This is a genomic window from Enterobacter sp. UPMP701 (assembly GCF_053709515.1).
In genome coordinates this window covers 199,047-214,610 of the sequence record NZ_JBSKJN010000004.1, presented here as the reverse complement: position 1 = coordinate 214,610, position 15,564 = coordinate 199,047, and the positions used below count along the sequence as shown (strand labels likewise).

The 15,564-nt window shown below is 58.1% G+C and carries 12 protein-coding genes; 6 read left to right on the top strand and 6 right to left on the bottom strand.

Going from position 1 to position 15,564, the window contains the following annotated elements; genetic code table 11:
* Position 1: 1 nt before the first annotated feature.
* From ACWKXT_RS12545 to ACWKXT_RS12520, 6 genes are all read right to left on the bottom strand, one after another.
* A complete protein-coding gene (locus ACWKXT_RS12545) occupies positions 2-1,201 on the bottom strand; it encodes an ADP-ribosylglycohydrolase family protein (RefSeq protein ID WP_454529281.1) in 1,200 nt (399 codons plus the stop codon).
* Positions 1,198-2,610 carry an extracellular solute-binding protein gene (locus ACWKXT_RS12540; RefSeq protein WP_454529280.1) on the bottom strand — a complete coding sequence of 471 codons (1,413 nt, stop codon included), beginning with the start codon at positions 2,608-2,610 and terminating at the stop codon, positions 1,198-1,200. Before ACWKXT_RS12540 ends, ACWKXT_RS12545 begins: the two co-directional genes overlap by 4 nt.
* A gap of 15 nt (positions 2,611-2,625) precedes the next feature.
* Positions 2,626-3,525 carry a carbohydrate ABC transporter permease gene (locus ACWKXT_RS12535; RefSeq protein ID WP_454529279.1) on the bottom strand — a complete coding sequence of 300 codons (900 nt, stop codon included), beginning with the start codon at positions 3,523-3,525 and terminating at the stop codon, positions 2,626-2,628.
* Entirely contained in the window at positions 3,525-4,358 is an 834-nt protein-coding gene (locus ACWKXT_RS12530) for an ABC transporter permease (protein WP_454532567.1), read from the bottom strand. The genes ACWKXT_RS12535 and ACWKXT_RS12530 overlap by 1 nt, the downstream gene beginning before the upstream one ends.
* 232 nt (positions 4,359-4,590) lie before the next feature.
* Entirely contained in the window at positions 4,591-5,829 is a 1,239-nt protein-coding gene (locus ACWKXT_RS12525; protein ID WP_454529277.1) for a PfkB family carbohydrate kinase, read from the bottom strand.
* 230 nt (positions 5,830-6,059) lie between these two features.
* Positions 6,060-6,893, bottom strand: a complete 834-nt coding sequence (locus ACWKXT_RS12520) for a MurR/RpiR family transcriptional regulator (protein WP_454529276.1) — start codon at positions 6,891-6,893, stop codon at positions 6,060-6,062.
* A 292-nt stretch (positions 6,894-7,185) separates the two neighbouring features.
* Between ACWKXT_RS12520 and ACWKXT_RS12515 the strand changes: the two genes are divergently transcribed.
* The 6 genes from ACWKXT_RS12515 to ACWKXT_RS12490 all read left to right on the top strand — a co-directional run bounded on the left by ACWKXT_RS12515 (position 7,186) and on the right by ACWKXT_RS12490 (position 15,558).
* Positions 7,186-8,691, top strand: coding sequence for a CoA-acylating methylmalonate-semialdehyde dehydrogenase (locus ACWKXT_RS12515; protein ID WP_454532566.1), 1,506 nt, complete (start codon positions 7,186-7,188; stop codon positions 8,689-8,691).
* Between the two features lie 11 nt (positions 8,692-8,702).
* Entirely contained in the window at positions 8,703-10,628 is a 1,926-nt protein-coding gene (gene iolD / locus ACWKXT_RS12510) for a 3D-(3,5/4)-trihydroxycyclohexane-1,2-dione acylhydrolase (decyclizing) (protein ID WP_454532565.1), read from the top strand.
* Positions 10,629-10,974: 346 nt separating this feature from the next.
* Positions 10,975-11,961, top strand: a complete 987-nt coding sequence (gene iolG, locus ACWKXT_RS12505; RefSeq protein ID WP_042715811.1) for an inositol 2-dehydrogenase — start codon at positions 10,975-10,977, stop codon at positions 11,959-11,961.
* A gap of 31 nt (positions 11,962-11,992) precedes the next feature.
* The gene (locus ACWKXT_RS12500; RefSeq protein ID WP_454532564.1) at positions 11,993-12,922 is read left to right on the top strand and encodes a substrate-binding domain-containing protein; all 930 of its coding nucleotides are present in this window, start codon (positions 11,993-11,995) and stop codon (positions 12,920-12,922) included.
* Between the two features lie 48 nt (positions 12,923-12,970).
* Complete coding sequence (locus ACWKXT_RS12495; RefSeq protein ID WP_454529273.1) at positions 12,971-14,518, top strand: sugar ABC transporter ATP-binding protein; 1,548 nt, start codon at positions 12,971-12,973, stop codon at positions 14,516-14,518.
* 11 nt (positions 14,519-14,529) lie between these two features.
* Positions 14,530-15,558 (top strand): ABC transporter permease, encoded by a 1,029-nt coding sequence (locus ACWKXT_RS12490; RefSeq protein WP_028014045.1) that lies wholly within the window; start codon positions 14,530-14,532, stop codon positions 15,556-15,558.
* Positions 15,559-15,564: the final 6 nt, after the last annotated feature.

The following is a 15,564-nucleotide window of genomic DNA, read 5'->3' as shown; positions in this document are numbered from 1 at the left end:
GTTACTCTCCTTGCCCGGCGCGATGCACCGGCTGCAAAAACGGGGTGACGTGCTGGCGGTATTCCTCAGCGGCACAGAGATCCTGCTGAATAATGCACTGCGCTGTTCCTGTGAAGCGTCGCGCGGCGGCGCGGAGATCGAGACGGTTGGCGTGTTCAATCCCGGCAAGCACGTCCGGCTCGATAATCGTGTTACCGTGCAGGGCGCCGAGAATGGCTCCACTCATCACCCCGATTGAATCCGTGTCGCGCCCCGAGTTGATGGAATCCTCCACCGCGCCACGGAAGTCGCCTTCCCGCAGCAGGCAGAACGCCAGCGCCATGGGGAGTTCTTCGATCGACATCAGACGTGAAGGCTGGTACGCCATGGTCGGCACCCCGGCTTTTTCCGGTCCGTGCATCAGGTCATCACCCATTGGGGACCAGGGCAGAAGCGCCTCGTGGAGCGCATCGACAACCTGCAGGTAATCCCAGGGTTGTCCGCGATAGCAGCAGGCGACATCCAGCGTGGCGCTGATAGCCTCACGCGTGCCGTCTTTTGCCAGCTGCAGGGCGATATCAACGATGGCATCCAGGGTGATCCCCGGAATGAACGCCGCCGAGACGCAAGCGGCGAACACGCCGGCCGCTTCAAGTCCGTAACTCTGCTGGTGCCCCAGCGTGAAGTTGATGGCCTCCTGGTAGGCGGCGGTGGGGTTACAGGCATTAATCACCCCGATGGGCGCGGCATACATGGCGGCGCCGCAGTTGACCATGTTGCCAACGCCGCCCTGGCGAGGATCGCAGGCCGCCAGTTGCAGACGGTGAAATATCCATTTCTCCGGGTAAAACAGGCGCTCAATGACCAGCGCTTCCCTGTCCAGCTCCGGCACCCAACGGGGTTCCCAGGCAATTTTCCGGACAAACGGTCCCGCCATGTCCCAGGCGTCAATGTGGCGGCCCAGCTCGTCGTACACTTCCATCAGACAGAGCGTCATTAACGTGTCGTCGGTGATGATTCCGTTGCCGCGAATACGGTTATTGCGCCGTGAGGACGGTTCGTCCATCCGGTGCCAGCGCTGGTTGATAGAGGTCACTTTGCCATATTTTTCCTGAATCTGACGGGCAGACAGTTTCTCGACCGGGCCTCCCAGCGCATCACCAAATGCGACGCCGTAGAGCATGCCAAGAACCCGGGAGCTGAAAGATAAGTTCTCTGTCATTTTAATTTTTCCTGTGCGTATTGAGTCATGGCGTTACCCCCGGCAGATTTCCAGGCATTGACGTATTGATCCCACATATCAAACGAGGCCTTGCCTGAGACGAATTTGTAGGCCCATTCGTTGTAAATGCTGCTGGTGGAATCGAGTGCGGCCGCAAAGGTCGACGGGAAAATAAACGCGTTGTCGGCCGCAAAATAGCGTTGTGAATTGTCGATGTAGCGCAGCATGGCAGGCGAACGCCACTCCACCGGCGGTTTCCAGTTGGCGGCATAAATAAATCGCGGATACCAGGCATTAATCTTTGGCGTGACGGTAACCGCATCGTCTTTACGAACGTAGTGGGTGCCTTCAAACCCCATCTGCTCCATCATTTGCCCTTCCGGACTGGCCAGAAAATCGAGCAAAATCATCACCTCTTTCTTATGCTTCGACAGCGTCGACATCGCGAAACCGCGGGTCTCCATCGACACATCCACTGCCGCCAGACCTTGCCCGCCCGGACCTTTCGGCGGATCGAGCAGCGTCAGCGTGGCATCCGGGTGGACCTGGCGCATTTTCTCCTGATAGACCCCCACGTTCCCCGGTGATGAGACGGAAACGACGCCCACTTTACCGGTGTAAAACTGATCTTCTTTCAGCTCCCAGTTGGTGGTGATGTACTGCGAAGAGAGCAATCCTTTCTCGTAGAGGGCGTGGTAATACTGCAGTTTGTCGCGCTCCTGCGGGCTAATTTGCGCGTGGATCCACTGACCCTGCGCGTCCTTAAGCCACGTCGCGTGGATCCCAAACGCCGGATTTAAAAAGCCATCCAGATCGCGGAGATCTTTTTCAGAGGTGATCCCGGACGTGTCCGCTTTACCATCGCCGTTGAAATCACCGCTGTGAATGGCGCTAAACAGCGTCACGTACTCCTCCAGCGTTTTGGGTGACGCGCTGAAGCCACTCTTTTGCAGCCAGTCTTCACGGATCACCGGTTGGCGCGCCCGCAGCGGATAGACGTAAAGCAGCGTCGGATGGTTTTGCAGACGCAGCTTGTTGTGCGGCCACAGCGCCTCTTTCAGGTAATGAGTCTGGGCAATCCACGGACGCCAGTCCACAAGAATGCCTTGCTCAACCATTTTCTGATCGCTGCCGTTGAAATAGATCAGGTCCGGAATGGTGCCGGACAGCAGCATCACGTTCAGCACGTCGGAATAGCCGGAGGAGGAGAGGTTCACGATCTCAATTTTGATATCGTGGCCCTGTCGCGCCAGCGCCTGTTCTATCCGGTGGATGTGTTCCACGTCTTCCCGGTTGGTGGTGAGCAGATCTTTCTCAACCACCCGAATCGTCACCGGCTCTGCCTGCGCAACCTGACACAGCAGTACGCCGCCCAGCAGGACGCGGGTAAGAGCATTAAATACGTTCATCGTCATCGCTCCTTGTTAACCCTTCACCGCACCGGACATGGTGCCTTTGGTGAAGAAGCGCAAAATAATGGGGTAAATGGCGATAAGCGGGGCAATGGTCAGCGTGATCATGCCAGCCTTAAGTGCCTTAATGCTGATCTGGCTGGCATCGGTGTAGTTAGACATGCTTTCCACACCGACCATGGATAACTTATCTCCCTCAACGACAAACTGACGCAGCACAACCTGAAGCGGCCACTTGTCCGGATCGTTGAGGTACACCATGGCGCGGAAAAATTCGTTCCAGTGCAGCACCATATAAAACAGCGTGATCATGGCAATAGAGGATTTGGCAACCGGCAGAATGACGTGCCACAGCGTCTGGAAAGGATTCGCGCCATCCAGCTCGGCGGCTTCCAGCAGCTCCTCCGGGATCTCTTCGAACAGACGTACCAGAATGATCAGATACCACGCGAAAACAGCGCGATAGAGAATGACCGACCAGTAGCTGTTCAGCAGACCCAGCTTCTTCATCACCAGAAAGTCGGGAATGATGCCCGGTTCAAAAACGATAGTGAAAAGGACGAAGATGAACAGCAGGCGACGTCCCGGCAGCCGTTTTTGCGCCAGCGCCCAGGCCAGCAGCACGGTAAAGACCACGTTAATAACGGTGCCCACCACGGTGATGAGCATCGCGTTTCCAAACCCGCGAAGAACAGCCTTATTGCTCAGCAGCAGCTTCCAGACATCGAGCGAGAAACCGTCCGGGATAATCGCCAGGCCACTCATGCCCGCGACCTTCGCCGGGCTTGAGAAGGAGACGGCTACCAGATTCAGGATGGGCTGAAGCGTAACGATGACCAGCAACAGCAGAACGGAGAGAATGAGAACATACTCAATGCGTTCAAATGGGGTACTTCGAGATGACCAGCGCATTACCAGACTCCTTTACCCGTCAGGCGTTTAGAAACGTTGTGAGCCAGCACGATAAGGACCATGCCAATCACGCCTTTGAATAACCTTGCCGCCGTTGCCAGTGAGAATTCGCCGGTGCGCAGACCCATGCGGTACACATAGGTGTCGATGATATCAATCTGCCCGTTCACCACGTCGTTGCTCATGTTGAACACCTGATCAAAGCCCTGGCTCAGAAACAGTCCGACGTTAAGGATGAACAACGTCGCGATCGTGGGGGTAATGGCAGGCAGTGTGATATGCCAGATTTTTCGCCAGCGGCCTGCGCCGTCCATCTCCGCTGCTTCGTACAGCTGCGGGTCAATGGCCAGAATCGCCGCGATATAGAGCAGGGAATCCCACCCGGCGCTGCGCCACATTTCAGTGAAAACCAGCACCCAGCGAATCGAGCCGGTATCCGTCATAAACGGAATCGGGTCATATCCCATAGATTTGATGACGTCGTTAATCGCCCCGTCGACCGGGGACAGCGTGGCGATAGCGATACTGGCAATAACAACCCATGATAAATAGTGCGGTAAATAAATGACCGACTGGACGAATTTACGATAGCCGGATGAACGCACCTCATTAAGCAGCAGGGCGAGAATAATAGGTACCGGGAAAATAAAGACCAGTTTCATCGCGCCAATGATGACCGTATTCTGGATCACCTGCCAGAAAACGGGAGACGACATCAGCGTCGTGAAATATTGCATGCCGACCCAAATATTGGGCGGAATGATCCGGTATTGCTCAAAGGCGATTTTCGTTTCCCAGATGGGTAAATAGTGCCAGATAAAAAAATAGATCACACCCGGAAGCGCCATCACATAAAATGGCCACCATCTGCGCATCTTTTGACGAAAGCGCGCGGCGCGAGTGACGGTTCGTTGCTGTGATATATGGCTTGCAAGGGATATCCGCTCGCTGGGTTTTGTTTCAGTTAAAGCCTTCATCGAACTTACTCCCATTACTTTAATGGTTGCAGCGAATGCAATATAAAAACTGCATCGGACGTTAATAAAAAAACGATAAGCCGTGGTGTTAATTTTTCTCAACGTGAATGGCGATATTTTCATATTGCGTCAGACGGGTGAGCACATCTTTGTACTCAGGCATATTTGATGCCCCCTCTTTTTCGACGGCCAGGGAGGCAAACGCGCAGGCAAATTTTGCCGCCTGAACGAGAGACTCGCCTTTGGCCATACTGGCCGTAAATGCACCGTTAAAGGCGTCTCCGGCCCCTGTCGTATCCACGCATAACGCTTTTAGCGCCGGAATATGCGTGAACTGCTCGCCGTCATAAATAAGCGCGCCTTTTGCTCCCATCGTAATAATGACGTACCCCACGCCTTTGGCTTTTATCGCTTTTGCCGCCGCTTTCGCGCTGGCCATGTCCGTAACGGCAACACCCGAAAGCAATGACGCTTCTGTTTCATTGGGCGTAAGAAAATCAACGTTTTTCAGGCAGTTCTCCACCTCAGAGGAAAAGGGGGCAGGGTTTAAAACCACCTTAATGCCACAGCAACGAGCCAGTTCAATGGCGCGGAACGTGGCGGGCAGATTGTTTTCCAGCTGGGTTAAAAAGATATCCGAGTTTTTTAACTCCGGGATAATGGCTTCAACCTCATCTGCGGTAATCGATTGATTAGCACCCGGGCTAATGGCAATCATATTCTCACCGTCGCCCTGACAAACATAAATAAGCGCCGTGCCGGTCTTCTTTTCTTTATCCTGATAAAGCATAAAGCTGTTAATTGCCGACGAGGTAAGATGTTCATATGCCATCTGGCTAAACTGGTCGTTTCCGACTTTGCCGACAAAGTGCGTTTTCACATTACATTTGCTGACTGCCAGGGCCTGATTCGCCCCTTTTCCCCCCGGCCCGATAATGGTATTTTCTGAAAATATGGACTCACCGCTTTGCGGAAAACGATCCACATTCGCAATAATATCAACGTTGAACGACCCTAAAATACAAACTTTGCCTTTCATCTTTCGCCCTTTATGTCGAGATTTGGCTGTCTTTTTTGACTGAGCAGATTCAAAAAAATGAATGATATTGCTATCAAGATTATTTACGGACTGGGTGTGAAAAATACGGCGCTTAATAAGGGCGCCACCATGGCAGCGCTCAACGCCACCTTCTTTCGATAATATATTCAGGTCACTGCGAATAGTTTCTCGGGTGACGCCAAAAATTTTAGCAAGATGGCTTACCGTCGCGCGCTCATATCGGTTGAGGTAGGTCAGTATTGCGTAATGACGTTCTTTATTGAGCATGATGTCACCTCTGAAAGTTATATTATTGTTTCAGTGGTGTTAATTCCTTGAGGGTATTCACAGAATGGTGGGCAAAGCAAAAGGAATCGGAAATGAAATGGCAATTAACTTATTTAAATCAAATGATTAAATGTCATTACGGAGGGTGATTATTTTATTGTATTTCGTGACGGGAGAGGGCATTCGCAGAGTAAAGCCCGCGGCCCGGCATGCCGGGCCGGAAGCGTGAACTATTTTCCGCTGTTATCCTGGCGATACGCCAGCGCCACCACCAGCGACTGCACCAGGCACAGCGTCGCCGACTGAGACCGAAACGCATCAACCTGCGCCTCTTTCACCACAAAGCAGAGATCGCTGAACGTCGCCAGCGGGCTGATCTGGCTGTCCGTAATCACGATCTGCCGCGCGCCGACGCTGGCGGCGGTTTCGCTGACCATCACCGTCTCTTCCGCGTACGGCGAGAAGCTGATCGACACCACGATGTCGCGCGCCTTAATGCGGCTGATCTGCTCGCGCAGCATCCCGCCCATGCCATCGAGCAGGATAGGGCGACACTCGAGGTGACTCAGGGCGTAGGTCAGATACGCGGCGACGCTAAAGGAGCGGCGCAGTCCGGCGATGTAGATGGTGTCGGCGTCGGCCAGTAGCTGCACCGCGCGCTCCAGCATTTCCGGCTCGGCGCGGGCGGCCAGCTGCTGTAGCGCCTGCGCGTTTGAACGGGCGAACTCCTGCAGGATATCGAGCGGCGTTTCCGGCACGGCCTCGCTCTCCATTTCGCGAAACAGCCGGGCGCGATCGCTGTAGCTGGCGGTCTCCTCCACCAGGTTCATGCGAAACAGCTGTTTCATTTCGTTGAAGCCGGTGAAGTCAAAGGCGTTGGCAAAGCGGATCAGCGTCGAGGGCGGCACGTCGGCGCGCTCGGCAATGACGGCAACCGTATCAAAGGCCACGCTGTTGGTATTATCCAGCACGTAGCGGGAGACCTGCTGCAGCCTCTTGCTCAGGCTATCGTAGCGATCGCGGATTTGCTGCTGCAGTTCGTTCAGGCTGGTTGCTGTCGTCATGTTATCCCCCAAATACAGTCATATGATTCTAAACGCAAAACCGCGTCTTTTAAATGTCGGCCCTCCATCTGGCAGCAAAAATGAAACAGAAGCTTCAGTCATTTCCTCGCCCGAAATCCCTTAATAGCGCACGCTGTGTCAGTGCTGTTGGCTGTTAACATAAAAATCCATCCTTGATCACAATAATCATCATTTATTTTATTTCAACTTAAAATGGAATATTTGTTTCATATATAGTGTTCAGTACACAGTGTTCAGGTAACAGTCACGTATCGACAGCGAGAGGTTAAGGATGGAGACGGTAGCGAATTTTATTCACGGCGAATGTGTCACCGGTTCAGGCCAGCGCGTTCAGGCGATCTTCAACCCGGCCACCGGCGAGCAGATCCGCCAGGTGGTGATGAGTACGGCACGGGAAACCGAACAGGCCATTGCCGCCGCGCAGCAGGCGTTTCCGGCGTGGTCGCGCCAGGCTCCGCTTAAGCGCGCGCGCGTGATGTTCCGCTTCAAGGCGCTGCTGGAAGAGAACATGCCGCGACTGGCCCGCATCATCAGCGAAGAGCATGGCAAGGTCTTCTCCGACGCGGTGGGCGAACTGACACGTGGCCTGGAAGTGGTGGAGTTTGCCTGCGGCATCCCGCATCTGCAAAAGGGCGAACACTCGGCGAACGTCGGTACTGGCGTGGACAGCCACTCGCTGATGCAGCCGCTCGGGGTCTGCGTCGGGATCACGCCGTTTAACTTCCCGGCAATGGTGCCGATGTGGATGTTCCCGATTGCGCTGGCGACCGGCAACACCTTCGTGCTGAAACCGTCGGAAAAAGATCCTTCTCTGGCGCTCGCGCTGGCGCAGCTGCTGAAAGAGGCCGGCCTGCCGGACGGCGTCTTCAACGTGGTGCAGGGCGATAAGGAGTCCGTTGACGTGCTGCTGACCGACCCGCGCGTGCAGGCGGTAAGCTTTGTCGGCTCCACGCCGATTGCGGAATACATTTACCAGACCGCGTCCGCCCACGGTAAGCGCTGTCAGGCGCTGGGGGGCGCGAAAAACCACTGCATTCTGATGCCGGATGCCGACATGGAGATGGCGACTAACGCCATCATGGGCGCGGCCTACGGCGCGGCGGGGGAACGCTGCATGGCGCTCTCGGTGGTGCTGGCGGTGGGGGATAAAACCGCCGACGACCTCTGCGCCCGGCTGGAAAAACAGATTGAAACGCTGCGCGTCGGGCCGGGCCTGGATCAGTCGCCGGAAAACGAAATGGGGCCGCTCATCTCCTCCGCGCACCGCAGCAAGGTGCTGGGCTATATCGACAGCGGGGAAACGCAGGGGGCGAAACTGCGCGTGGATGGGCGCGGCTTCAGCGTGAAGGGCCACGAGCAGGGCTACTTCGTCGGGCCGACGCTGTTCGATAACGTCACCCCGGAGATGACCATCTATAAAGAAGAGATCTTCGGCCCGGTGCTTTCTGTGGTGCGCGTAGCAGATTACGCCAGCGCGGTGGACCTGATTAACCGCCATGAATATGGTAATGGCTCCGCCATATTCACCCGCGACGGCGGCTGCGCGCGCCGCTTCTGCGAAGAGGTGCAGGCGGGCATGGTGGGCGTCAACGTGCCGATCCCGGTGCCGATGGCATTCCATAGCTTCGGCGGCTGGAAGCGTTCCATCTTTGGTGCGCTCAACGTCCACGGCAACGACGGCGTGCGTTTCTACACCCGAATGAAAACCATCACCGCGCGCTGGCCGGAAATGCAGCAGGAGACAGGCGCTGCGTTCTCCATGCCGACGCTGGGCTGACAGGAGGTTTTATGCAAACCGAACGTATGACCATGGCCCAGGCGCTGGTCCGGTTCCTGAATCAACAGTACGTCAGCATTGACGGCAACGAAACGCCCTTCGTGGAGGGCGTGGCCACCATCTTTGGGCACGGCAACGTGCTCGGTATCGGCCAGGCGCTGGAGCAGGATCCGGGCCATCTGCAGGTGATGCAGGGCTGCAACGAGCAGGGCATTGCGCATATGGCGACGGGATTCGCCAAACAGCACCGCCGTCAGCGCATTTTTGCCGTCACCTCCTCCGTCGGGCCGGGTGCCGCCAATATGGTAACCGCCGCGGCCACCGCCACGGCGAACCGCATCCCGCTCCTGCTGCTGCCGGGCGATATCTATGCCAGCCGCCAGCCGGACCCGGTGCTGCAGCAGATTGAGCAGTATCACGACCTCAGCATCAGCACTAACGACTGCTTCCGTCCGGTCTCCCGCTACTGGGACCGGATTAACCGCCCCGAGCAACTGATGAGCGCGATGCTAAGCGCGATGCGAACGCTTACTGACCCCGCGAATACCGGCGCGGTGACCATTTGCCTGCCGCAGGACGTGCAGGGAGAAGCCTGGGATTACCCGCTGAGCTTCTTCGCGCGTCGCGTGCACCACATCGAGCGTCGTCCGCCCGATCCGCAGCGTCTGGCGCAGGCGCGGGCGCTGATTGCCCGCAAGCGTCGTCCGCTGGTGGTGTGCGGCGGCGGCGTGCGCTATTCCGGCGCGCATGAGGCATTTCGCGACTTTGTCGAGACGCTGCAGCTGCCGTTTGCCGAAACCCAGGCCGGAAAGGGGGCGCTGGTAAGTGACCACCCACTTAACCTGGGCGGCGTAGGGGTGACGGGCGGGATGGCCGCCAACCAGCTCGCGCCACAGGCTGACTTAGTGATCGGCGTCGGCACGCGCCTGACCGATTTTACCACCGGTTCCAAGGCGCTCTTTTCCCACCCGGACGTCGAATTCCTGCTGCTGAACGTGGCCGAGTTTGATGCCCTGAAGCTGGACGCGACCGCGCTGATTGCCGATGCCCAAACCGGGCTCCAGGCATTAACCCACGCGCTCGGGGATTATCGCAGCGGCTGGGGAGAGGCGATCGCTGAGGCGAAGTCCGCCTGGCGCGACGAGTGCCGTCGCCTGTGGGATCGCCAGTGGCGTCCTGACGACGCCCCCGAAGTGGCGGGGCACCTGGATGCGCAGCTGGCGGAGTACGGCGAGACGCTCAACACCCACCTGACCCAGACGCGGGTGCTGGGGCTGATCAACCAGCATATTGAAGATAACGCCGTCGTGGTGGGCGCGGCCGGTTCGCTGCCGGGCGATTTACAGCGCCTCTGGCAGGTCAAAACGCCGGACAGCTATCACCTGGAGTACGGCTACTCCTGCATGGGCTACGAGATTGCGGCGGCCCTCGGCGCGAAGCTCGCCAGACCCGAACTGCCGGTGTACGCCATGGTGGGGGATGGCTCCTACATGATGCTGCACTCCGAGCTGCAAACCGCCGTTCAGGAGGGCATTAAGATCACCGTTCTGCTGTTTGATAACGCCAGCTTCGGCTGCATTAACAACCTGCAGATGGGGCACGGCATGGGCAGCTTTGGCACGGAAAACCGCCATCGCAACCCGGAAACCGGGCGGCTTGACGGACCGCTGGTGAAGGTCGACTTTGCGCAAAACGCACAAAGCTACGGCTGCCGCGCGTGGCGGGTGAACGATGAGCAAAGCCTGCTGGCGGCGCTTGAGGCCTCACGGACGCATCCGGGCCCGACGCTGCTGGACATCAAGGTATTGCCGAAGACCATGACCCACGACTACGCCTCGTGGTGGCGAACCGGTGATGCGCAGGTGGCGGCGTCGTCTGCTGTGCGTGAAGCCGCCGAGCAAACGCAGGCGCAGGTGAAAAAAGCCCGTCAGTATTGAGTTTTCCTGCCGTAACGAAATTTTCATTTCATTTCCCCTCACCCTAACCCTCTCCCCAAAGGGGAGAGGGGATGGTTCTGTGTGGCCTTTTCTCCCTTGTCCACTTGGGGAGTGGGGACGGCTCGGGGCTGTCTTTTCTCCCTCGCCCCTTTGGGGAGAGGGCCGGGGTGAGGGGCGCTTCTGTATGTCCTTCCATGTTGTGAGATTGATAACAAAATTTATCTCATTCATCTCAAAACTGTTAACCCGCACTCAAAAATATAATTTTCACTATTTATAAAAATGAAATAAATGTTTTATTTATAGAGTCGTTAGTTCACAGCATTCACCAACACCGGGAGCCGTTATGTTTAACATTGCTTTACTGGGCGCTGGCCGAATTGGCCAGGTACATGCAGCTAACATCGCCAGCCACGGCGCGACCACGCTCTGGTCCGTGGTTGACCCGAATCAGGAATTTGCCACCCGTCTCGCCGCGCAGTATCAGGCCCGTCAGCAGAGTCTGGATGAAGCGATGACCGACCCTAACGTTCACGCCGTACTGATCGCCTCCGCCACCGATACCCACGCGGATCTGATTGAAATGGCCGCCCGCCACGGCAAGGCCATCTTCTGCGAAAAGCCGGTACACCTTGACCTCGCCCGCGTGCGCGACTGCCTGAAAGTGGTCAAAGAGTACGACGTGCCGCTGTTCATCGGCTTTAACCGCCGCTTTGACCCGCAGTTCCGCCGCGTGAAAACCGATGCCCAGGCCGGGCGCATCGGCAAACCGGAATCGCTGCTGATCATCTCCCGCGACCCGTCTCCGCCGCCTGCGGAGTACGTGCGCGTCTCCGGCGGCATGTTCCGCGATATGACCATTCACGACTTTGACATGGCCCGTTTCATCATGGGCGAAGAGCCGGTGTCGGTGTATGCCCAGGGCAGCAACCTGGTGGATCCGGCGATTGGCGAGGCGGGGGATATCGATACCGCGTTTATCGTTCTGAAATATGCCTCCGGCGCGATGGCGACCATCGTCAACAGCCGCCGCTCATCTTACGGCTACGACCAGCGCCTGGAGCTGCACGGCTCCGAAGGGCTGCTGTGCGCGGGCAATATTCTGGAAAACCAGGTGCAGCACTACGGCAAACAGGGCTGCACCAGCGCGCTGCCGGAACACTTCTTCCTGCAGCGCTACAAATCCGCTTACGCCGCGGAATGGGAACACTTTGTTGCGGTCCTGCGCGGCGAAGCGGTGCCTGACTGCAGCGGCGATGATGGTGAACGTGCGCTGTACCTTGCGGATAAAGCGCTGGAGTCGCTGCGTAGCCAGCGCGAGATCGTCCTCTAAACACAACAACCCTACACAGAGAGACATAATAATGAAAAAACTGATCGTAGCCGCCCTCATCGCCATGACGTCCGGGGCCGCCCTCGCCGAAAACGAGCAAATTGTTTTCAGTACGCCAAACCTGGCCATGCCGTTTGAAGTTCACATGCAGCGCACGGCGGTGAAAGCCGCAAAAGAGATGGGCGTAAAGCTTCAGGTGCTGGACGGACAGGGCAGCTCGCCGAAGCAGGTGGCCGACCTGGAAAATGCCATCACCCGCGGGGCGCAGGGTTTTATCGTCTCCCCGAACGACGTAAATGCGGTCTCCAGCGCGGTAGATGAAATTCAGGATGCGAAGCTGCCGGTGGTCACCCTTGACCGCTCCGTCGACAGCCAGAAGAAAGTGCCGCATTTTGGCGCCAACAACTACAAGGGCGGCCAGGCGATTGGCGATTTCGTCAAAACCAAATTCCCCAACGGCGCGGACATCATTCTCCTCACCGGTCAGCCGGGCTCCTCTTCCAATATTGAACGCACCAAAGGGATCCGCGACAGCCTGAAGGCGGGCGGGGATAAGTACAAGATCGTCGCCGATCAGACCGGCAACTGGATGCGTTCTGAAGGGATGCGCATCGTCGAAAGCGTGCTGCCATCGCTGCCGAAGCGCCCGCAGGTGATCCTCTCCGCCAACGACGATATGGCGCTGGGCGCGATTGAAGCGCTGCAGAGCCAGGGCGTGAAGCCGGGTGAAATCCTCGTGACCGGGTTTGATGCAGTGCCGGAAGCGCTGGCCCGCGTGCGCGACGGCTGGCTGGGGGTAACGGCGGATCAGCGTCCGGGCTTTGCGGTGCAGACAGCGATGAGCCAGCTGGTGGCCAACGTGCGCGAGAAGAAAGCCATCACCGGGGCCGACTATCCGCCGACGCTGATCACCAAAGAGAACCTGCAGCAGGCTGAGCGTATCGGTGAGGCCGGTAACTGATATGTCCCGAGCCGCCTCTGGCGGCTCATCATGAGGAGGAGCAGACCGATGTCGCAACCCTTACTGAAAGTGACCGACCTGGCAAAAAGCTTTTCCGGCGTCTGGGCGCTGAGCAGCGCCCAGCTGACCGTCGGCAGCGGAGAAATTCACGCCCTGCTGGGAGAAAACGGAGCGGGAAAATCCACGCTGCTGAAGGCGCTCGCGGGCGCGCAGCCGCAGACGCGCGGGGAAATCTGGTTCAACGGCGAAACGCTGCCGGTGGACGACTCCCCGGTGGAACGCCAGAACAAGGGCATTATCACCATCTATCAGGAGTTCAACCTGCTGCCCAACATGACCGTCGCGGAAAACATGTTTCTCGGGCGCGAGCCGCGTAAACGTAACCTGATTGTTGATGAAAAGGCGGTAAACCAGGAGGCGCAGGTCATTCTTGATTACCTGCAGCTGAACGTCGCCCCGACCACGCCGGTCGCCCGTCTGAGCGTCGCCCAGCAGCAGATGGTGGAGATCGCCCGGGCGCTGACCCTCAACGCCCGGTTAATCATTATGGACGAACCGTCCGCCGCGCTGAGCGACAGCGAGGTGGAAAGCCTGCACCGCGTGGTGCGCGAGCTTAAAAACCGCGGTGTGAGCATTATCTATGTTACCCACCGTCTGCACGAAGTTTTCCAGCTCTGCGATCGCTTTACCGTTTTCCAGGACGGCCGTTTCACCGGCACCGGCGCGGTGGCAGAGACCAACGTAGAGCAGCTGATCCGCCTGATGGTCGGGCGCGACGTGGCCTTTAACCGCCGTCCGGCCAGCGAAACCCATCATGAAGACAAACCTGTCCGCCTGGCGGTGAAGGGGCTGAGCCGCGAGAAGCCGCCGCTGGATCCGCACGGTATCGCCCTGCACGACATCAGCTTCCACGTCCACGCCGGGGAGGTGCTGGGCATTGCCGGGCTGGTGGGCGCGGGACGCACCGAGGTGGCGCGCTGCCTGTTTGGTGCAGATGCCTTTACCTCCGGCAGCTTTGAGCTGGACGGCGTGCCGTATCAGCCGCGCGACCCGCTGTATGCCCTCGACCAGGGCGTGGCGCTGGTGCCGGAAGATCGCAAAAAAGAGGGGGCGGTGCTGGGGCTGTCGATTCGCGACAACCTGTCGCTCTCCTGCCTCTCCTCGCTGCTGCAGTGGCGCTGGTTCGTGAATACCCGTAAAGAGGACGATCTGATTGAGTCCTACCGCCAGGCGCTGCAGATCAAAATGGTCAACAGCGCGCAGGAGGTGCGCAAGCTCTCCGGCGGCAACCAGCAAAAAGTGATTCTCGCGCGCTGCATGGCGCTCAACCCGCGGGTGCTGATCGTCGATGAGCCGACGCGCGGCATCGACGTGGGGACCAAATCGGAAGTGCACCAGGTGCTGTTTGACATGGCGAAAAAGGGCGTGGCGGTGATCGTGATCTCCTCCGATCTGCCTGAAGTGATGGCGGTGTCCGACCGGATCATCACCCTCAGCGAAGGCCGGGTGACCGGCGAGATCCACGGCGACGACGCTAACGAAGAACGGCTGATGACGATGATGGCCATCAACCACAACGCCCTGAACGCGGCATAACGGAGTAACTCATGACGCAGATGATTTCTAAAACGCAGGCCCCGGTCAAACGCGCCGGACGCATCGATCCCATCGCCTTCTTCGAGCGCTTCGGGGTGCTGATTTTCATGATCCTGCTGCTGATCTTCTTCCAGTCGCAGAACAGCAACTTTTTCTCTGAACGCAACATTTTCAACATCCTGACCGAAGTCTCCATCTACGGGATCATGGCCGTGGGGATGACCTTTGTCATTCTGACCGCCGGGATCGACCTCTCCGTGGGCTCCATTCTGGCGGTGTGCGCCATGACCGCGGCGTACGTGATCAAAGGCGACAACTTCACCACCGTCGACCCGAACGCCTGGGGCGGCATGAGCTGGCTGATTGGGCTGGGGATTTGTCTGGCCATGGGCACGGCGATTGGCTTCCTGCACGGTCTGGGCGTCACCCGCCTGCGCCTGCCGCCGTTCATCGTTACCCTCGGCGGCATGACCATCTGGCGCGGCCTGACGCTGGTGATTAACGACGGCGCGCCGATTGCCGGTTTTGACCCTGGCTACCGCTGGTGGGGGCGCGGGGAGCTGCTCGGCATCTCTATTCCGATCTGGATCTTCGCCATCGTCGCCGTCGGCGGCTATCTGGCACTGCATAAAACCCGCTGGGGCCGCTTCGTCTACGCCATCGGCGGTAACCCGGAGGCGGCGCGACTGGCGGGGGTGAACGTCAAGCGCGTGCTGGTCAGCGTCTACGTGCTGATCGGCTGTCTGGCGGGGCTGGCGGGCTTCATCCTGAGCGCGCGTCTGGGAAGCGCCGAGGCGGTGGCCGGGATCTCCTTTGAGCTGCGCGTCATCGCCTCGGTGGTGATCGGCGGCACCTCGCTGATGGGCGGCTACGGGCGCATCGGCGGCACCATAATCGGCTCCATCATCATGGGCATTCTGATTAACGGCCTGGTGCTGATGAACGTCTCGGCCTACTACCAGCAGATTATCACCGGATTAATTATCGTTCTGGCGGTGGCATTCGATACCTATGCCAAAAGCCGTCGCGGCGCACTGTGAGGATCA